The sequence below is a fragment of the Arcanobacterium phocae genome (genome assembly GCF_900105865.1).
GTDB classification, from domain to species: Bacteria; Actinomycetota; Actinomycetes; order Actinomycetales; family Actinomycetaceae; genus Arcanobacterium; species Arcanobacterium phocae.
On record NZ_LT629804.1, the window covers coordinates 1,153,424 to 1,173,100 of the forward strand.

Here is a 19,677-nt window from a genome sequence, read left to right on the forward strand (position 1 = left end):
GAAATTCCACTAAGGGATTATCGGATAGGTCATAGCTGTTCCTGATTGGGAAGAAGGAACATAAGTGGTATTGGCGTAGCAGGGTAACCGATTGAATAATAAAGAATAGTATTCACTGTTAGGGTGTGCTAACCTAATTCCGAACGTCATTCAGTATGAAAGGTTTGTTATGTCTAACCAAGAATTGCCAGAACTACGCACTCGTTCCACATCAGGCACAAATGCTCAAAAAATTGTTTACACCGGCGTGTTCACAGCTATCTATTTCGTTGTTTTCTTCGCCATCGGCATGCTGGGGTTCTTTGGCCCACAATTCATGTTCGTGAGCGCACCATTAGCACTTCTAATCGAAGGTACAGTGATCGTTTTGATGTTGAATAAAATCCGGTCATTTGGCGCTTTAACTATTTTGGGCATCATCATTGGCTTATTAATGATGCTCACTGGCCATGCGTGGACAACCTTAGCATTCACTGTTGTTGCATCTTTCCTTGCGGATCTTGTTGCCAAGTCAGGCAATTACACCGATGAAAAGAAGAACATCTTTGCTTATACGGTTCTCCAGCAGTGGTATATCGGTGCCTGGTTGCCGATTTTCTACGCTGCAGATGCCTATTTTGCTGACATCGCTGTCCAAATGGGGCAAGAATATGCCGATCATATGCAGGCAATTTTCACTCCAAATATCATCATTATCTTCACCATCGTGAACTTCTTCGTCGCCCTTATCGGCGGCTGGGTAGGAACAAAAATTCTGCGGAAAAATTTCGCCAAAGCTGGCATCGCCTAAAAAGTGAGATGACGTTGAACGCTGTGAACGTACCGGATCAGATGTGTACCTCGTGGAAACCGATTCGCTATTTTAAAAATGATCCGCGCACAACTCTGCTAGTCGTTTTAGCCATAAACATCACCGTCATTGGTGGAGCTAGCGCTCCTGTTTTACTCATGGCAACTGCCATAGTCGGAATTCTTTTTGCTTCGGTTGGGACGCTTAAAGGTGTTATCAGGTTCGTGGCTTTAGAGAGTGGATTTCTTCTGTTCACCTACTACGGTGCGTCGTTAGGAACTAACGGATTTGTTGCCTTCTTGATAGGTATCAGCTTTTGGATGTCTCGTTTTATCTTGACTGCAACGATAGGTATTTATGCTATCTACTCCATCAGCACGTCTGAACTGGGGGCGGCACTGCGTGCACTATATTTGCCGGCAAGCTTTGTTTCGGCGATCCTCGTGATGCTACGTTTCATTCCAACAATACTTGCCGAGTTCAAAGCCATCCAAGAAGCAATGAAACTGCGTGGAATAAACCTTGTAGGTGCAGACGTCATTCGTCACCCAACACAAACGGTGCAATATTTAATTGTTCCGTTGCTGGCAGGAGTCGTCCGAATCGCAGACGATCTCACTGCCTCGGCAGTGATCCGAGGCCTAGGGTCTAACGAGCGGCCACTGCCGTTATACGCAACTCGATTTCGGCCAGCAGATGCACTTATTTTATTCGTCACTATGAGCTATGTTCTGATGCGGTTTTGGAATCCAACTGGTGAAGAACTACTCGGTTTTGCCCATATTCCAGGATTGATACGATGACTAAGCACGCTAACGGGGAAGTTAATTTTGATGACGTTTGCTTTGCCTACCCGGCTCCGCAAGGGCAGCAACCGTCGTTCGTCTTCCAACATGTGAACCTCCATATACCAGCGGGAAGTTGCACTCTATTTTGCGGACCGTCAGGAAGCGGAAAATCCACTGCGTTGAAAATGATCAACGGCCTCATCCCGCAGCTCCAGCCAGGGCATATGGGTGGAAGCGTGACGGTTAGTGGACATAAAGTGGACGACGTCGATCTGACAGATATCGGAAAAACAAGCGCCACTGTGTTCCAAAATCCCCGGACACAGTTTTTTACCGGACACGTTCTGGCTGAAATTGCATATGCAGGTGAAAACTACCGTGTGCCGTCGGAACAACTGTGGGATAGATGCATCGATGCTGCACAAGAAACTGGCACCTATCATTTGTTGGAACGAAGCTTGCATACGTTGTCTGGCGGGCAGCTTCAGTCTGTAGCCCAAGCGAGCGGTTTAGCCGCCATGGTTCCGGTTTTGCTTTTTGACGAACCGACGTCGAACCTAAGCCCGGAAGCGATTGATAATTTTTCGACTGTGCTCCGCCGTCAAAAAGCGGCTGGAAAAACCATTATTATTGCTGAACACCGGTTATATTTTCTGCGCGATCTCGTGGACCAAGTGGTCTATTTTAACCCTGGTTCTGATCCGGAAATTATTGATGGACCAACGTTTTTTGCTTTCGACGACGCCGAACGCCGTCGTCGTGGATTGCGTGTTTTGGATCTGCCTCAAAGTACTGGGATTCCATATATCGAAGCTGTCAGCCAGCGAGTTAACCAACCGCCGATCACCGCTGGGGTATCGTTGCGCAATCTCAACTTTTCTTACCCGGGCCATGAGGTTTTGCATGATTTTAGTGTTGATCTTCCCGCCGGCAAAATAACGGCGTTAACTGGCGCTAACGGTGCCGGAAAAACAACGTTAGCGCGGTTGCTGTGTGGGCTACTTAAACCGCAATCTGGCACAATCTATGTCGATGGGAAAGCGCGTTCGCCTCGGGCGTTGTCGTCACTTAGCTCCATTGTTATGCAAGATGTCCATCGGCAGCTCTTTGCCGATAGTGTCATGAGAGAAGTGACGTTAGGGACTGATGCCGACGTCGAAGTGGAGAACTTACTAGAACAACTGGGGTTGCTATCGTCCCAACACCGTCACCCTTTAAGTCTATCTGGTGGTCAAAAACAGCGTCTTGTTATTGCGGCTGCGCTAGCAACTAAACGGCGTCTTGTCATTTTCGATGAGCCAACATCGGGTGTTGACTACCGTCAGCTCCAAGCAATTAGTTCACTTTTTCGTCAGCTTGCTGATTGCGGGCACATCATTGTGGTTATTACCCATGACAAAGAACTTCTAGCCTCGTGCGCCGATCGGATCCTTCATCTGGCCCCTTTCACGCACCCCACTACGTCAAAACTCAACCTTACGGAAGAATGTTATGAACGATAATCCCGAAATTACCAATAAAGAAAAAGATAAAGCAGGACGGGTAGCTTTTAAAGATCTCCTGAAACCGATATCTGGACGCATCCTGCTGGCCCGGATACTTGCCGTGACCTCAGCGCTACTTTCGGTTGGCCCATACATTGTTTTGGTACAGCTCTCTGGCATACTTTTAGAAGCATGGCAGCGCAGCACTAGCCCGGATCCAGAAAAAGTAAGAAACGCCTTGATGCTCCTCATCTGGCTTTTCCTAACAAGACTCTTCCTATATGTCTTGGCATTAGCCGTCACACATTTTGCTGATATGCATCTGCGCCGAATCTTACAAGATCAGATTGCCGAACGTATCGCGCGCGCACCATTATCGTGGTTTACCAAAACTAACTCTGGTTTAGTGCGTAAAGCTATCCAAGACGATACTGCCGATGTTCACACCGTGGTTGCACACGCTCCAGTTGATAACACTGTGGCTATTATTAGTCCTATTGCGCTGTTGGCTTACGCGTTCTATCTTAACTGGTTATTGGGCTTTATCGCCATTGCCACGATCCCGTTCTACTTTGGTGCGATGGCATACATGATGCGAGATATGGGCGAAAAAACTGCTGAGATGGATACTCGGCTAGGCTATGTTTCGGCAACGATGGTTGAGTTTATTACCGGCATTGCGGTAGTAAAGGCTTTTGGACGTACCGGCAAAGCCCATGAGCGTTACCGGTGTGCTACCGAAGAGTTCCATCGTTTTTATTTGGCTTGGTGCGGTCCGTTACTACGGATGTCGGCATTAGCATATTCGGCGATTTCAACTTCTGTTTTGCTTCTAACGAATCTCGGATTGGGGGCGTTGGCTGTTTATTATGGCTATGCTCGGGCTACCGACGTCATCCCCACAGCGATTATTGCATTGATGATTCCGCAGTCCATCGAAGTTTTAGCTAATATGACGTGGTCAATTCAGATGGCTGGCGCGGCTGCGTTGCGTATTCAAAATATATTAAATATCCCGCAGATCTCCCAATCGTCTGATCTCCAAGGGGTCGATCGTGACACAACCGTGCCAGAAGAAGTCGTTTTCGACCATGTATCGTTTAGCTATGGTGATAATCTCGCCGTTGACGATGTCTCATTGACGCTCAAGCCAGGAAGCGTCACCGCACTTATTGGTCCGTCAGGTGGCGGAAAGTCGACGTTGGCAACTCTGTTAGCTCGGTTCTCTGACCCGGACAGCGGAGCAATTTCGATTGGTGGGACAGATATTAGGCAATGGCCAGATACGCAACTGTACCGATACGTCAGTTTTGTTTTGCAAGATCCGCAAATACTTCGGCTGTCGATTCGCGATAATGTGCGGTTGGGATGCCCGCAGGCGGACGATGAAGCAATCTGGCAGGCCCTGCAAGATGCTCAGATTGCTGATGAGATTGCCGCTTTGCCTCGTGGCTTGGACACTGTTTACGGAGTTGACACCTATCTGTCCGGCGGGCAATGTCAACGATTATCTATCGCCCGTGCCTTGTTGATTGATGCCCCAATTCTTATTTTGGATGAAGCAACTGCATTTACTGATCCGGAATCTGAAGCACTTATTCAAACAGCTTTAACTCGCCTTATCAAAGCTCGGAAAGGTGGAAGAACAGTTCTTGCAATTGCCCATCGTCCGGCATCGGTACAGGGAGTGGATCAAGTAGCGATTTTAGAACAAGGACGGTTGAGCGCAGTGGGCACGCCAGATGAAGTGAATGAACATCCTCTCTATGCAGCTCTGTGGGAAGGAACGAACGCATGAAAACGGTATCACGAGGGATTACCCAACAGATATTTCGATTGTTAAGCTCTCAAGGTCAAAAACAGCTTCGATCCGTATTTATCCTTGCTGCTATTTCTGGCGTCATTCGTGGTCTGGCTCTGTCTGCTTTCTTACCTGCAGCCACTGCGCTGGTAAAGAATGAGAATGTGTGGGGCTTGTCTATCGTCGGTTGGCTCTGTGTTTTGCTCTGTTTGGGAATAACATCGGCAATCTTAGAGTATGTACTTGCGATGGCAAACTATTCGGTAGCTTTGGATTCCATGGTGAGTTTGCATAAGCAAATAGGTGATCAAGTGGCTCGGCTGCCACTTGGCTATTTCACCTCCGAGACTGCCGGCAAGTTTTCCCGGTTGGTTTCGAAACAGATGCTGATGCTCGGTGAGTCGTTCGCCCACTTTTTAGCTCCGATGATCATGAACACGTTTACTATGCTTGTGCTTCTAGTCGGATGCTGGATCTGGTCGCCGTCGATGGGCATGCTTTTAACGATAAGCGTCCCGGTCATGTTATTAGCAGTTTGGGCATCCCAACGGTGTAAAGAACATGATGACAAGTTAACCACCCCGCCGTCGCAAGAGCTATCGGCACGGCTGGTGGAATTTGCTCAAAACCAACCAATTTTGCGAGCTTGTGGGCAGGCGAGTTCGTTCGAGCCGCTCATTTCAGCAACAAAGGCGACCGAAAAGGCGGGCATTCGTGGCCTGTGGTGGGGTGTGTTAGGAAATGTCATTGTTGGTACTGCAACGCAGTTCGTTGCAGTGTTCGCGATGATCATTGCCGTCAGCGTTACTTTTGGCTTTAGCGATCCGATTGCAACCATTGTGTTTATTGGAATTATGCTTCGCTTCACTACCATGTTGTCTGAGATTGGTTCGTTAGGGATGGCACTAGAAGGATCGAGGCCGCTGTTATCACAGATTGACGAGCTACTTGATGAGCCGGTTTTAACTGACCCAATTTCGCCAAAGTCAGTTGAACGTCCAGGGGCAGTAGAGCTACAAGACGTGCATTTTGGCTATACTCCGGAGGCATCCGTACTCAATGGTGTCAGCATCCAGTTTGCACCTCAATCGTTCACTGCTATCGTAGGCCCTTCTGGTTGTGGAAAAACAACAGTAGCGCGTCTTATTGCGCGATTCTATGAAGTTGAACAAGGCTCAGTTCTCGTTGGCGGCGTTCCAGTGAAAGAACAACGTGTAGCGGATCTCATGGAGCAAATCGCTTGGGTATTCCAAGATGTTTACCTCTACGATGACACTCTTGAAGCAAATATTAGAGTTGGCAATCCGAACGCCACTGAGGAACAGATTCGCCATGCAGCGGACCTGGCCGGGGTAACAGAGATCGTTAAACGGCTGCCTGATGGCTGGAACACAAAAGTTGGTGAAGGCGGACGTGCATTGTCTGGTGGTGAGCGCCAGCGGGTATCGATTGCTCGGGCTATCGTCAAAGACGCACCGATTGTTTTGTTTGACGAGGCGACTAGTGCTTTAGATCCGGCAAATGAGAATCATGTTGTTCAGTCGCTGAATTATTTGCGTGAGCGGGCTACACTTATCGTTATTGCACATAAGTTATCTACAATCCAAACAGCAGATCAGATTGTAGTCTTAGATTCTCGCGGACGAGTTGCTCAACAAGGTACGCACCAAGAACTTCTTGAAAAAGACGGAACGTATCGGGAGTTTTGGGAGCTTCGTCAAGCAGCTAAAGGATGGTCGTTGACATAATGCGTATGCGCCTGGGGCATAAAACTGGTCCAAAACCGAAGTTCACCGCAGAACAAGTGATCGATGCAGTGCTACGAATTGGTTTAGACAAGTTCACTATGTCCCAGGTGGCACACGAAGTTGGGGTAGGCGCTCCTAGCCTGTATCGCCTCTATAATTCTCGTGACGATCTGGTCGCGGCTTGTTTAGAGGAGATTGCTCGACGTCGCCCTTGGGTAGCCCCGCAATCAAGTTGCCCAGACATGTTTCGGGCGTGGGCGCGATACTGCTGGGACTTGTGCGAAGCGTTTCCAGGATTTGCTCTCACGCTTTACACATATCCATTTCCACAAGTGAATTTTATGAAATCAGTGCCGTCAATAGTTGAGGATTTTACCGCTGCTGGACTGTCTAAAGACATAGTTCTATTCGCACTAGATTTCATTGGTGACACTGCTATCACAATTCATTTGGGAGTAAGTGCCTATCGGGTTGATCCTCAAGACACCGAGCGGCAAGCGCTTGTTCGACGTAACCTTGAGTTATCCAATCAACAATTGGGGACCGATCTGTCAGCACTGCTTTATAGTGCCGACACATACCGGGACTTGGTTGAGCCAAAAATTGAATTTATCATCGCGGCTTTGCAAGCCGGAATACGGCCTCCTGCGCATGGCTTTGGTCAGTTAACATAGGGCCGTAATTAACTAGTAGAGATAAAACCATGTTGAAAAGTGAATTACGTATACTTCTATTTACCGTCTTATTGGCTTTCATGGGGCAAATGATTCTTAACCCCATACTTGCTCCGTTAGCGCGAAAACTTGGATTAGCCGAATGGCATATCGGGGCAGCTATCTCTACAGCAGCAATCATGTTCGCGCTTTTTGCTGGAGTCTGGGGAAGGGCCTCACTGCGGTGGGGGACTCGCCGAGTACTACTTTTGTCGATGCTTCTTGGTTTTATAGCTCTAGCATTGTTTGCATATGTATCTCATATTGGGCTCTCTGGTTACAGAACCACAGGTGTGCTGGTGATACTTATTTTACTTACCCGAGGTGTACTTTATGGTAGCGCAATAGCTGCTGTAGCTCCATCGTCACAAACATATATTGTCACGCATACGGTTACTGAATCTGAACGAATCAAAGGTGTTGGCGCGTTAGGTGCCTCGCAGGGGATCGCATCGATTCTCGGAGCAATAATTGGCGGAGCTTTAGCTGCCTACGGCGGTATTATGCTGCCTTTAGTAGTTATGCCGGTGATGATGGTTGCAGGGATTTGTGTTTTATTGCTATTTTTTCATCCCTCTAGCGAATCTTATCGGGTGGATAAACCTGCAGCTGTCCATTACCGGGACCCGCGGGTTTTTCCGTTCCTTAGCGTTGGGCTGTTAAATTACATTTCGTTTGCTAGCGTGGGGACGATCTTCGGATTTCTCCTTCAAGATGGTCTCCAACTCCAGCCGAGTTATTCAGCTGGGCTGATTGCGCTCTGCATGGCGGTGATGGGAGTCGCGATGATTCTCGGACAGGCCGTGGTAGCTCCGCTGTCTAAATGGAAGCCGGCAGTGTTGTTACGTCGCGGTACGCTGATGCTGTGTTTGGGTGTCGCATGTTTAATGCTCCCGGCACATTTAGGATCGTATTTGGTGGCGTGCACTGGTGTGGGAGTCGGAATGGGGCTGGCGTTGACTGGATATAATGCTGGTCCCACTGCGTTGGTGGAGCATCATGAGCAAGGTGGATTAGCAGGTATTCTTAATGCTAATGGGGGAATCGCTTATGCGGTGGCTCCGATTGGATCTACCGCCTTGTACAGTTGGAACCATACTAGTCCGCTTATTGTGTGTATCGGGATATGTGCTATCTCGACATTGTGGTGTTATTTTCACCCGGCTTTACGACGGGCAGCTGTAGATTCAATCTGAAACCTGTAACGCACAGCCTTCGTTGCCTGTTGACTATCTATCGTTGTGCGTCGTCTAATTCGGCTGGTGAACGATAGGAAGCAAGCCCATATCAATAGTAAAGTTAGCCGATGTTTAATCCGAGAAAAACGGCAAACTAGCATAACAGCTACATGGCGTCCCTTAACAAGATAGGATGCCAGTAATAGAAGATTTCTATGTGAGTATAAAGTGCAGTTGAGTGGTTGTGAATACATTTCAAAAGACAACTGGCCAAATTGCGAAGAAAACTTGGGGAGTCTTCGTTGTGGCCGTCAGTATTATTTTCAGTCTCCTCATCTCGATTGTGGGGACAGCACAGGCCACTCAACGGCCCTTTCCACAATATGACCTATCTTTCGAATGGATCCATGGCAAGGCTGATCCGCAGTGGAAACCGGGTGATCCGGGGGATGGGTGTTTGCGTGAAGCTAATCCGCAAGTCACCCATATATCAACGTTTGGCTTCCGCACGGTTATTAATCCGTGCGATGGTGTGCGAACCACCATGCGCTGGTATTACACCGGGGATCAAACAGTTGGCGAAAATACCGCGCCTACTAAACAGTTTCGTCTTGGAGTGACTTGGCAGTATACGCGTCGCGACTCGAACGATCCATATTTTTGGAAGCCAGTGGAGAATATGTTGCTCGACGGCAAGCCAATCGATACCGCGCTTTATGATCCAGCTGATCAAGAATCCGTCGTCGTAAAGAAAGCTGACGGCACGTGGAGTCATATCCCGGATCGTCCAACCGGATTCTTCGAACCAAAGCACATTGTTTTTGACGATGTGTTTGAGTTCGACGAAGAACACACATTTGTGTGGGATGCCTACCTACCAGTTTTTGGTGACTATGGGGCATGACAATTGGGACCGGTTCAACCGGAGATACTGAGGGAGGCTCTATTGGTGCGAAAGCTAATGGTCTTCACGTGTCAATCCCTGCCTACGCTGATTTCCGATATGTTCTCGATTCTGAGTATCGCCAAGCATTAGGTATTACCGATACTGAATCAGATGGGCAACCGATTAAGCTGCCGCATCGCCCGTTAGCTAGTTGGTCTGGCGAATTAGCGGGGTCAACATACACAACAATTGCGTGTTTGGAAGATTCGTCCCAGTTCCTTTCGCCGGTGCTTGCTTCCTAGAAAACAGCCGAAATATATCCTGAACTGCCTAAGAAGTATCCAAATATTGCAGCAAGTACTGATGAAGTACAGGTAGCAGACGGCTCTGGTAGCTATGGGTTGGGTCGCTGGCCGTACGAATTTTCGTTACGCCAGCCAGGCACCTGGGCTTCGGCGTCGGGCCTGCGTCCGATGAATTACGATAGCGCTGCTGGACAGTTCCTGGATTATGGGGATAAGAATCTTCCATACAAGCCAACGTTTGAATCGGTGAAGAAGGAGATTCCGGGATACACTTACGTGGATAACGATCTCCCAGTAGAAGAAAAAGGCGTTTTTGATTCCATGGGGTCTGGCGGTATTCCGCTCTTCAAGCCTGCGCCGAACATCAAATTGTCTTACCACAAGCAGGTTGGATATGAAACGCAACATCTTTATTTCACGTATAAAAAGAATCCCGGTACGTTCCGAGTTGAGAAGACTAATCCTGACGGTGTGCCGATTGCGGGCGCGAAATTCGCGTTATATAAGGTTGTCGATAATACGCCAAGTGCATGTGGGGTAGTAACTGAGGTCCCAACTGACGTCGAAGACATCAAAGTCTGTGACGCAACTGATCCGCAAGCCTGTGCAGAACTCACAGCACAACAGGTAGTTTTGGACGATTTCGAGACTAGTGACGGGACGTTCGTGACTGGCGTTGACGGCACGTACATGCCAGCTGGTGAGCCGTCATTGGAGCCAGGACGATACGTTGTTAAAGAACTCAGCATGCCCGAGCCCTACCTTATTTCGCGCCAATACACAGTATTCGAGATACCTATCCAAGCGGGAAAGAACGACGCCGGAGAACTTGTTTCGATGACTGTGCCTGGTGTAGCGAAGGCGGTCAACCATCCAGATTACGTTAATGTTCTCGTGACGAAAGTTTGGGATGACGGCGATGACGTAGACGGTTTACGTCCGTTGAAGATTAGTGTGGAATTGTTGGCTGATGGTATGCCGACTGGGAAGCATGTTGAGCTCAATGCGGACAATAACTGGTCTGCTCAATTTACGGATCTACCACGGACGAAAGATGGCCGGGCGATCGTTTACTCGGTTGCTGAGGAAGTAGTTGAAGGCTATCAGGTAACAGTTAGTGGCGATGCGCAGACTGGATTTGTGCTAACTAACAGCCATAAACCGGTTGTGCCTCCGACTCCGCCGGTTGTGCCTGGGCCCGGGGGCGATTTAGCAAGAACGGGTATTAGTCTTCCTGCTGGTATGGTCTTCATGGCATTGGCTAGTGGCGTAGTAGGAGCATTCCTCACGTACCGAAGAACGATCTCCAAATAGAAACAGTGGGGAGTACATCATGGTAATGTACTCCCCACTGCTATTTCTAATGAGGATTATGAGTGCTGCTTATACCTGAATAAGCCTCCCACTGTAATGAACAATAAGGCGAAACCTACAAGAATCAATCCAGTAAAACCTGTTTTTGCCAAGCTTGCTGATTGAGCAGGAAGTGCAATCGGTGCGTGTGGCTTCTCTTTCTGATCGTGATGGGTCTGATCTTGATGCTGCTGTTGTCCTTGTTGGTCCTGCTCTTGAGGCTTCTGCTCCGGTGTGTGATCTGTTTGCGGTAAGGCAGGAGTAAGCTTTAGAGCTGGAGTAACCTTTTTAGCTGGTTTGAGTGGGAATAGTGGGAAGGTGGTTTGGGGATCAGCTTCGATTACTGTGATCCTAACCGGGATATTTTTGTGTGTACCATCTGTGTACACAGCAGTCACAGTAAAGCTATAGTCACGTAACTCGACATACTCATCCGGATGGACGGTAATTGTTCCAGATCGTGGATCGACGTCAAGCCAACTCGGCATCTGTGCTCCAGCGTTGAATATAATATCCTTTGGCATACCGCGGTTCTTGCCAAATAATGTTGCAATAACATCGAGTTTTTGAGTTTCTCGCTGTTTGAGTGTTAAGTCTGGATAAGATAGCGTCCAAGCAGAAGAATCAGGCTGGGAGCTATTTGTTGGAAGAACAGTAATATGCACTGGCAATTTAGTTGCTATACGCATCCGGATGCGTCGCGATCACCGTGAAAGTGTATTTTTGTACAGCGGTGTATTCGTTGGGGGCAGCCGTGATCGTTCCAGTTGTCGGATCGATTTGTACCCAATCTGGTGTGCTGGGATCAGTAGCATACGTGATGCCGCGGGGCACTCCACGATCTTTGCCGAATAAAGTTGCCGTCAATGTACCCTTGAAAGTTTCTCGCTGTTTGACTTCCATGTCTGGATACAATAACTCCCAGGCATGTGTCTCAGTCTGTGCTGTAGGTGGTATCCCATTGTGCCCATGCCTCATTATCTTTGAGATAGAAGTAGGCAGAATAGTTGCCGCGTAATGCTAAAGGAGTGGCCGCTATTACGGTATAGCGTCCATCGCTTAGCCCACTGGGCAGCGAGATGACGGTATCTAGGGAACCATCGTTAGTGGTTGTTGCAGGGGTGCTCATGACTACTGATCCTGACGGATCGAGAACTTTTATCGTGATGGTACTGTTCTTAGTAAAAGCATTGTCACTGGATAGTTCATCGTTGCGATATGAAGAGACGCGAATGTTTCGAACTGTTGCGTCGGCTTTAGATACTTTAATGCCGTATGCTGGCTTTGATGTGAGAAGCGAACGGTAGTCAAGTTGGTATTTATTCGTTGTTCCGACTGCAAAAATAGTAAAACTCGTGGCTTTTTCGTTGAGCGGGATCCAGATAGTGGTATCTACGTGACCGCTGTTGTTAGCTGTGATATGTCCAATGCTGGTTCTTTCTGAAGAATCATCGAAGGTAACAAAAAGTTCGACGTCTTCACCTGGAGCAAAAGGTTCAGCTTTGGTGCCGTCGGTGAGAAGCAACTGCTGATGCGATGGATATGATGAGATACGCACACGATCGCCAGGCCGTGGAATGAGGTAGTTTAATGGCTCCCCTGCAAAAGTGACGGGCAAGTTGGCACGGGTCAAGGTGATATCGCGTGATTGCGTGCTGTAGACCTTGTGGCCGTCAAGTGATCGGCACTGCGCTTCGATTGTGTAGACGCCAGTTGGCCACTGGGAAGCATTCACACTTTCAGTGCGTGAAGAACGTCGAAGTTGCGCCTTATTGCCATTGAATAGTATGGAAACATTGACTGTTTTGCGGTTCGTTACAGAGCAACCAGAAACGTTCCAAGATAAGGTGCGTCCAGTTAGCGACTCAGTGAACTCAGCTACGTCGATTGCCATTTCATTATCTGGTGTAGATTCTGGTTCTGGTGTTGGCTGATCTGGTTGCGAAGCTGATACGACGATAGATTTAGTAAGAGTAGTTGGCACAAGCCATTCAGGGGAACATGTAGCGCGTATTGTGTATGTTCCAGCTGGCTGATCTTTAAGAGTTAACTCGCTGAGGCTATCTATATTTATTGGAGTATTATCACGCGTGAGCGTGAGCGTCGCTGGAGAAGGAGCGCGGCATCCTGTTGTGTGCCATGCTAGTTTTGCATCAACGCCCTCGCCAACTTTATCGAAATAAAGTGTGAACGGTTCATCGTCTTGTGGTTTATTTTCCGGGGGTTTGGGGCTTTGCGGTAGTGGGCTGACCTTCAGCTCCATAGATTTTTTAACCGGTGCCAACCACTGGCTGTAGTTGCATACCGCGTCAAGGTGGTAAGTACCGGCATCGTTAGTCTCTAATTGCAATCGAGTTTGACCATTGAGGGGAATGTTAGCGCCATCTTTAGTCATTGTGTATGTGACGGTTGCAGTTTCACCGGTAACTGGGATGCAGTTGGTGTGCGACCATTGTAGATGGCGTTGCGAGCCGTCTGTGATTTCTTCAAAAGAAATATTGAATCCTTCTTGCTGACCGGCTGCTGATGAGGGGATTGCAGTTGCTGGAATGATAAGTGCGCTCAGGCAAAGACTGCCTATTGCTAGCGCGGTAACGAGTTTAAAAAGTTTCATAAACGTCCTATCGAACTAATAAAAGTATCGCGTAATTTAGGGTACCCTAATAATTTTTCTGTTGCGCTAGCTCAAAGTCCTAAGAGGGGAGGGTATATATGCATCTCGCGTTGTGGGACGGGTCTATTTCACGATATGAGAACTTGTGTTGAATTCTGGATTTTTGGTTCGCAACATCGATAGAGTTTCTTAGTGAAATTCTTAAACAATACTGTGCCCACTTTTGATCTCACTTACGACGATGTCTTCATGGTTCCGTCCCGTTCCTCGGTCGGATCCCGGAGCAACGTCAATCTAGCAACCAGCGATGGGTCGGGAACCACAATCCCGCTCGTGGTTGCAAATATGACGGCTATTGCAGGCAAGCGCATGGCGGAAACAGTCGCCCGTCGGGGCGGTCTGGTCATTATTCCGCAAGATATCCCAACCAATATTGTTATTGACACAATTGCAGCTGTTAAGTCTCGTCATCTGGTTTATGACACCCCCGTCGTTGTCAAACCACACCACACTTGCGGATATGCGCTGGGATTAATTCCGAAGCGTGCGCACGGAGCTGCCGTCGTCGTCGATCCTGAAACCAACGTACCGGTTGGCTTAGTCGTAGAAAAAGACTTAACCGGCGTTGATCGGTTCACCCAAGTTCGTGACGTCATGTCCACTGAACTTTTCACCCTGCCAGCTGGTATCGATCCACGCGAAGCATACGAGATTCTCAAGTCCCATCATCATCAACTAGCGCCAGTTGTTGACGACGACGGCGCTTTACTCGGCGTTCTAACCCGCGCCGGAGCAGTGCGTGCCACCATCTATAAGCCAGCAGTTGACGCCCACGGCCACCTGCGTATCGGTGCTGCTATTGGAATGAACGGCGATCCAGTTGGTAAAGCACAACAGCTTGTGGCGGGTGGGGTAGACCTCCTCGTTGTTGATACTGCCCACGGGTACCAAGACAAAATGCTCGAAACCGTGCGTGCGGTCCGGGCCATTTTGCCTGCCGGATTCCCGCTTGTTGCCGGAAACGTGGTAGCCGCAGACGGTGTTCGGGACTTGGTTGAGGCCGGGGCATCTATTGTGAAAGTGGGTGTGGGGCCAGGTGCGATGTGCACCACCCGTATGCAGACCGGCGTTGGACGGCCGCAGTTCTCTGCAGTTCTCGAATGTGCTGCAGAAGCGAAGAAACTCGGTGCACATGTGTGGGCCGACGGCGGAGTCCGCCACCCGCGCGACGTTGCCCTCGCACTCGCGGCCGGTGCATCCAACGTCATGGTGGGTTCCTGGTTTGCCGGAACATACGAATCGCCTGGTGACGTCAACTACGATGCCAATGGTCGAGCTTACAAAGAATCCTTCGGCATGGCATCTAAGCGCGCGGTGCGCAACCGCACTGCCCGTGAATCAGCTTTCGATCGAGCACGCAAGGCGCTGTTCGAAGAAGGTATTTCGGTTGCTCGCATGTTCATCGATCCAGAACGTCCCGGAGTAGAAGACCTGATTGACCAGATCATCTCTGGTGTTCGTTCCTCCTTCACCTACGCTGGTTCGCAAAATATTGCGGAGTTTGCCCAGCGCGCAATCGTTGGTATTCAGTCATCGTCGGGCTATCGCGAAGGCGCGCCAGTACCGACGTCGTGGTAACAATCTGTGGTCTGAGAGAAAGAATTATTATGTTCAAGAAAGAAAATTCTGGTTCGTGTGCGGCTATCGTCGGAGCTAACTGGGGAGACGAAGGCAAAGGCCGAATGGTTGACCTGTTGGCTGCCGATTACGACGTCGTTGTGCGTTACCAAGGTGGCGGAAACGCTGGACACACCGTCGTCAACGATTACGGAACGTTCGCATTGCACCTGTTGCCGTCAGGTATCTTTAACGACGGCGTGCTCAACATCCTCGGTAACGGAGTGGCTCTGAACGCAGAACAGCTGTTTACCGAAATCGATACGATTGCCCAGCAAGGTGTATCGGTGAGCCCAGAAAACTTGGTGGTTTCGGAACGCGCATCGCTACTTTTACCGTGGCATTGGGAACTAGACACGCTAGAGGAAATGCGACTAGCTGATAAGCAGTACGGTTCTACTCGCCAAGGCATTGCACCATTCTACTCCGATAAATTCCAAAAGAAGACGATTCTAGCCGGTGAATTGCGTGATCCAGAACGGCTCCGCCAACATGTCGCGGACCTTCTTGAATGGAAGAACCTCACGCTTACCAAGGTTTACGGGGCGCCAGAGGCGAAACTGGACGACGTCATGGAATGGATCGACACCTGGGCGATGCGTCTCGTGCCATACTTGGCCGACACCGCTGACGTGCTATCGCAGGCAAAGAAGGACGGCAAGCGTATCTTGTTCGAAGCTCAGCTTGGCGCCTTACGCGATATCGATTTTGGTATTCACCCATTTACGACGTCGTCAAACACCATTGCGGCATACGCTCCAGTTGGTGCCGGACTGCCGAGTTTGCAACTCGATCGAGTGACGGCTGTGGTCAAGGCGTATTCCACGTGTGTTGGAGCCGGTCCATTCACGTGTGAATGGTTCGGTGAAAAGGCTGATAAATTGCGGGATGCTGGTGGTGAGTATGGCGCCACCACCGGACGGCCGCGCCGGGTTGGTCCACTCGATCTGGTTGCCACCCGCTACGGAATCCAGATGCAAGGAGCCACTGAGATCGCGCTGACGAAAATGGATGTTCTCTCTGACATGGATGAAATTCCAGTTTGTATCGCATACGACACTCCAAGCGGAAAGACTGAAAGCTTCCCGTTCCCAGCCGAGCTCGACGCTGCTAAGCCAGTGGAAATCAAGCTACCAGGTTGGAAGAGCGACATCAGTGGCTGCCGCACGTGGGATGAGCTTCCAGAACAGGCACGTGCCTACGTGGAGTTCATTGAAGAGAGTATTGGATGCCATATTCGGTATGTGAGTGTGGGCGCGCAGCGCGAAGCCTATATTGTTCGATAGATAACCTTCGGCTGGCTGTGGCAGCCGTGGAGCTTCCACGGCCAGATCTATAATTATTTCTAGTTGCACTACTTATCCCAGAAAAGAGCAGTCCTCGTGGATCATTCAGCCAAGAATCGCTATGTCAATCCGCTAACGACCCGCTACGCGTCAGATTTCATGGTCGAGCAGTTCTCTCAACGAACTCGTATCGAAACCTGGCGAAAGCTGTGGGTGTCGTTAGCTCGTGCACAGCACGAACTGGGGTTGCCGATTTCGAGCGAACAGGTTGCTCAACTCCGCGATCACGTTGCGGATATCGATTGGGATGTGGTGGCCGCTCGCGAAGCACAGGTCCGCCACGACGTGATGGCGCACGTCTTCGCTTTTGGCCAGGTTGCACCAGATGCCGCCGGTATTATCCATCTGGGGGCTACCAGCTGCTACGTGACTGATAACGGGGATCTAGTCATATATCGTGATGCATTGTTACATGTGCGACGTTCTTTGTGTACTGTCATTGCTAATTTGGCGCAGTTTGCCCAACAGTATCGAGCTATGCCAACGCTGGGATACACGCATTATCAGCCTGCCCAGCTGGTGACGGTTGGCAAACGCGCTACCTTGTGGATGCAGGATTTCATGGCAGATCTTGAAGAGCTCGACTTCGTGATTTCGTCTGTTCGTTTCCTTGGTTGTCGGGGAACCACCGGAACGGAAGCAAGCTTCATGGAGCTGTTCGACGGCGATGAGGAACGTATCGATCAGATGAACTCGCGGATTGCGAAAGATTTCGGATTCGATCGACTTTTCGATGTTGCTGGACAAACCTATCCGCGTAAATTCGATTCGCGGATCATGAATTGCTTGTCGTCGATCGCGCAAAGCGCATACCGTATGGCGCAAGATATTCGCTTGCTACAACACGATCGCCAAGTTGAAGAACCGTTCGAGGCTCAGCAAATCGGTTCGAGTGCGATGCCGTACAAGCGCAATCCGATGCGTACCGAGCGCATTTGTTCCTTGGCACGTTACGTGATGTCTGACGTTGCCAACCCCACGATGACGGCGGCCACTCAGTGGTTTGAACGAACCCTTGATGATTCAGCAAACCGTCGCATCTCGATGCCGGAAGGCTTCTTGGCGACCGACGCAATTTTGCGCCTGTGTATGAATGTGACGTTTAATCTGCATGTGAACGACCAGATCATTGCAAAGTCGGTGCGTGACTATTTGCCATTTATTGCTACCGAAAATATTTTGATGGAAGCAGTTAAGCGTGGCGGTGATCGGCAAGAATTACACGAATTGATTCGCGAAGAATCCCATCGCGCGACCGCCTTGATGAAGGCTGGCGAACCGTTTGATCTTCTGGGTGCGCTTGCCACGCATGCCGAGTTCAATATGACCGAAGAGGAACTGAACGCAGTGCTCGATCCGGCTGCGTTTATTGGACGCTGTCCACAGCAGGTTGATAACTATTTGGTTAGTGTGCGTCAAGCGATTGGGGAGTGCCAGCCAAGCGATCAGCTGCTAGCGGTTTAGTCTGATGGTAGAGGTAGCTCTACTAAAAAAGTAGAAGCCGGGCTATTTCAACTCGAGTGTGAATGCATCATAATCGAGTTATGAATAAAAAGTCGAGGATACAACAATGGCTAAGGATTCCTGCATTACTGTTAGCTACAGTGTTGTTATGTTCAGGATGCTCAACGTTTGAGGCGCTCACTCGCTACTATGCACGGGACAAAATCCACTGTCAGCTGACATATCCCGATATTCAGCATTTTTCGTGTGGTGATATAACCTATGCCATCACCGCCCAGCGAGCAGAAGACGAGCAAGTCGGGGACTGGATCGGATATATCCGTCAACTCGTTGTTGTCGATAAAACTGGCAAGGTAGTGGCCTACCAAGATGCAACCACCATGTACGACTCAGATCTTGCGGTAGATGGCGAGCAAAAGCAGCCAGGTAACCATACAGTACAATTTTTCAACGTCTACCGGGACCACGGCGAATCCACGGCACTACTCGTCGATATTGGAAATCAACGTTACCGCGCAGTTGACGAACGTCAGCTTGATCCAGGGAGTGAACTCTATACTCCGCAACCTCTTGCGCAAGATGCGTCCAGTGATAGCCACGAGGCATCCCTCCGCCTCGATCCGGAAAATGCTTACGTATTCTATGCTTACGGGCAACGTTATGCGGTCACGAATGAAAAACTCGGCGACCGCCAACTGGGAGAACTGATCGGTGGAATAGACGATATCGTTGTGTTCGACGTCGAGACTGCCCGTCCACTATCTAAAAAGCAGCTTGCTGAAATTGACTGGCTGGGAGCACAATCGGACAAAGAGCGTGATGTGTGGAATTACGGAGAAGTGTCTCGCATACAGGGCAGCGATCCAGATCAAGAGTTAGCGGTTGAAATCAACGGTAGTTACCGACTAGCACGGCGCATAGAATGAGACATCGTTTTTAGATGAAATGAGTGTGTAAGTGTAGAGTCTCAGCGATGATTCGGGCGATCTTTTCGTTGGAAATTTCGGGGTTTGACCGGATGAGTGCAGCCAAGCCAGTGAGCAGAATGTAGAGAGTTTCATTGATATGGGAAATACTGATAGAGTGCCGCTTCTCGTAGTCTTGGACTGTTGTTTCGCTAATATAGAGTGCAATTCTGCGGGCCGCTCGGTCAATGAAGACAAGATACAACTGAGCATTTGCGTCATGCGCTAGGCTCGTGGCAAAAGGACCGTCCTCATGGAGAATTTTACGCATCAGCACGGTGGCTTCGTCTAAGGCTTTCTCAATATTTCCTGGCTCGCGAGCGTTGTTCCATTCCTCGAGTTCTTCGAGGAATTCATCAATCACGTAGTCAAGAAGCGCTTCTACCACTTCTTCCTTAGTTGCGAAATAATGGTAAAAAAGCGACCGAGTGATATCAGCCTCGGCGGTGATAGCCGACACGGTGATCTTTGAGGCACCATCTCGAATAATGACTCGATGCGTGGCATCGAGAATCGACTTGCGGGTTTGCATACTGCGTGCTTGCTTGACCATTTTTATCACTCT

18 protein-coding genes are annotated in these 19,677 nt (G+C 49.4%); 14 read left to right on the forward strand and 4 right to left on the reverse strand.

Annotation, left to right across the window (positions count from 1 at the left end):
• The first annotated feature begins 169 nt into the window (after positions 1–169).
• From BLT51_RS05065 to BLT51_RS05110, 10 genes are all read left to right on the forward strand, one after another.
• Positions 170–790 (forward strand): MptD family putative ECF transporter S component, encoded by a 621-nt coding sequence (locus BLT51_RS05065; protein WP_091280633.1) that lies wholly within the window; start codon positions 170–172, stop codon positions 788–790.
• A gap of 8 nt (positions 791–798) precedes the next feature.
• The gene (locus BLT51_RS05070) at positions 799–1,593 is read left to right on the forward strand and encodes an energy-coupling factor transporter transmembrane component T family protein (RefSeq protein WP_091280637.1); all 795 of its coding nucleotides are present in this window, start codon (positions 799–801) and stop codon (positions 1,591–1,593) included.
• Positions 1,590–3,080 carry an ABC transporter ATP-binding protein gene (locus BLT51_RS05075; protein WP_091280639.1) on the forward strand — a complete coding sequence of 497 codons (1,491 nt, stop codon included), beginning with the start codon at positions 1,590–1,592 and terminating at the stop codon, positions 3,078–3,080. The genes BLT51_RS05070 and BLT51_RS05075 overlap by 4 nt, the downstream gene beginning before the upstream one ends.
• Complete coding sequence (locus BLT51_RS05080) at positions 3,070–4,860, forward strand: ABC transporter ATP-binding protein (RefSeq protein ID WP_091280642.1); 1,791 nt, start codon at positions 3,070–3,072, stop codon at positions 4,858–4,860. Before BLT51_RS05075 ends, BLT51_RS05080 begins: the two co-directional genes overlap by 11 nt.
• A complete protein-coding gene (locus BLT51_RS05085) occupies positions 4,857–6,611 on the forward strand; it encodes an ABC transporter ATP-binding protein (protein ID WP_091280643.1) in 1,755 nt (584 codons plus the stop codon). The genes BLT51_RS05080 and BLT51_RS05085 overlap by 4 nt, the downstream gene beginning before the upstream one ends.
• Positions 6,611–7,285 carry a TetR/AcrR family transcriptional regulator gene (locus BLT51_RS05090; RefSeq protein ID WP_157672914.1) on the forward strand — a complete coding sequence of 225 codons (675 nt, stop codon included), beginning with the start codon at positions 6,611–6,613 and terminating at the stop codon, positions 7,283–7,285. Before BLT51_RS05085 ends, BLT51_RS05090 begins: the two co-directional genes overlap by 1 nt.
• Positions 7,286–7,314: 29 nt before the next feature.
• Positions 7,315–8,520 carry an MFS transporter gene (locus BLT51_RS05095; protein WP_091280646.1) on the forward strand — a complete coding sequence of 402 codons (1,206 nt, stop codon included), beginning with the start codon at positions 7,315–7,317 and terminating at the stop codon, positions 8,518–8,520.
• 226 nt (positions 8,521–8,746) lie between these two features.
• The gene (locus BLT51_RS05100; RefSeq protein WP_157672915.1) at positions 8,747–9,406 is read left to right on the forward strand and encodes a hypothetical protein; all 660 of its coding nucleotides are present in this window, start codon (positions 8,747–8,749) and stop codon (positions 9,404–9,406) included.
• Complete coding sequence (locus tag BLT51_RS05105) at positions 9,403–9,690, forward strand: hypothetical protein (protein ID WP_091280652.1); 288 nt, start codon at positions 9,403–9,405, stop codon at positions 9,688–9,690. Before BLT51_RS05100 ends, BLT51_RS05105 begins: the two co-directional genes overlap by 4 nt.
• Before the next feature lie 171 nt (positions 9,691–9,861).
• Positions 9,862–11,007: a Cna B-type domain-containing protein gene (locus BLT51_RS05110; RefSeq protein ID WP_157672916.1), complete on the forward strand. Its 1,146-nt coding sequence runs from the start codon at positions 9,862–9,864 to the stop codon at positions 11,005–11,007.
• A gap of 56 nt (positions 11,008–11,063) precedes the next feature.
• Here the strand turns inward: BLT51_RS05110 and BLT51_RS05115 are convergent, their stop codons facing one another.
• Genes BLT51_RS05115 through BLT51_RS05125 form a run of 3 tightly spaced genes read right to left on the reverse strand, consistent with a single transcriptional unit; the run spans position 11,064 to position 13,660 of the window.
• Entirely contained in the window at positions 11,064–11,735 is a 672-nt protein-coding gene (locus BLT51_RS05115) for a Rib/alpha-like domain-containing protein (RefSeq protein ID WP_091280657.1), read from the reverse strand.
• On the reverse strand, positions 11,719–11,949 hold the full coding sequence (locus tag BLT51_RS05120; protein ID WP_157672918.1) for a Rib/alpha-like domain-containing protein: 231 nt from the start codon (positions 11,947–11,949) through the stop codon (positions 11,719–11,721). The genes BLT51_RS05115 and BLT51_RS05120 overlap by 17 nt, the downstream gene beginning before the upstream one ends.
• Before the next feature lie 31 nt (positions 11,950–11,980).
• On the reverse strand, positions 11,981–13,660 hold the full coding sequence (locus BLT51_RS05125) for a hypothetical protein (RefSeq protein WP_091280661.1): 1,680 nt from the start codon (positions 13,658–13,660) through the stop codon (positions 11,981–11,983).
• Positions 13,661–13,852: 192 nt separating this feature from the next.
• On the opposite strand from BLT51_RS05125, the gene BLT51_RS05130 reads away from it, so the two are divergent.
• From BLT51_RS05130 to BLT51_RS05145, 4 genes are all read left to right on the forward strand, one after another.
• On the forward strand, positions 13,853–15,298 hold the full coding sequence (locus BLT51_RS05130; protein WP_091280664.1) for a GuaB1 family IMP dehydrogenase-related protein: 1,446 nt from the start codon (positions 13,853–13,855) through the stop codon (positions 15,296–15,298).
• Between the two features lie 29 nt (positions 15,299–15,327).
• On the forward strand, positions 15,328–16,623 hold the full coding sequence (locus BLT51_RS05135) for an adenylosuccinate synthase (RefSeq protein WP_091280665.1): 1,296 nt from the start codon (positions 15,328–15,330) through the stop codon (positions 16,621–16,623).
• A gap of 96 nt (positions 16,624–16,719) precedes the next feature.
• Complete coding sequence (gene purB / locus BLT51_RS05140) at positions 16,720–18,147, forward strand: adenylosuccinate lyase (protein ID WP_091280667.1); 1,428 nt, start codon at positions 16,720–16,722, stop codon at positions 18,145–18,147.
• An 80-nt stretch (positions 18,148–18,227) separates the two neighbouring features.
• A complete protein-coding gene (locus tag BLT51_RS05145) occupies positions 18,228–19,073 on the forward strand; it encodes a NisI/SpaI family lantibiotic immunity lipoprotein (protein WP_172801322.1) in 846 nt (281 codons plus the stop codon).
• 10 nt (positions 19,074–19,083) lie between these two features.
• Here BLT51_RS05145 and BLT51_RS05150 read toward each other — a convergent pair whose 3' ends face one another.
• Positions 19,084–19,665: a TetR/AcrR family transcriptional regulator gene (locus BLT51_RS05150; protein WP_231943905.1), complete on the reverse strand. Its 582-nt coding sequence runs from the start codon at positions 19,663–19,665 to the stop codon at positions 19,084–19,086.
• Between the last annotated feature and the right edge of the window lie 12 nt (positions 19,666–19,677).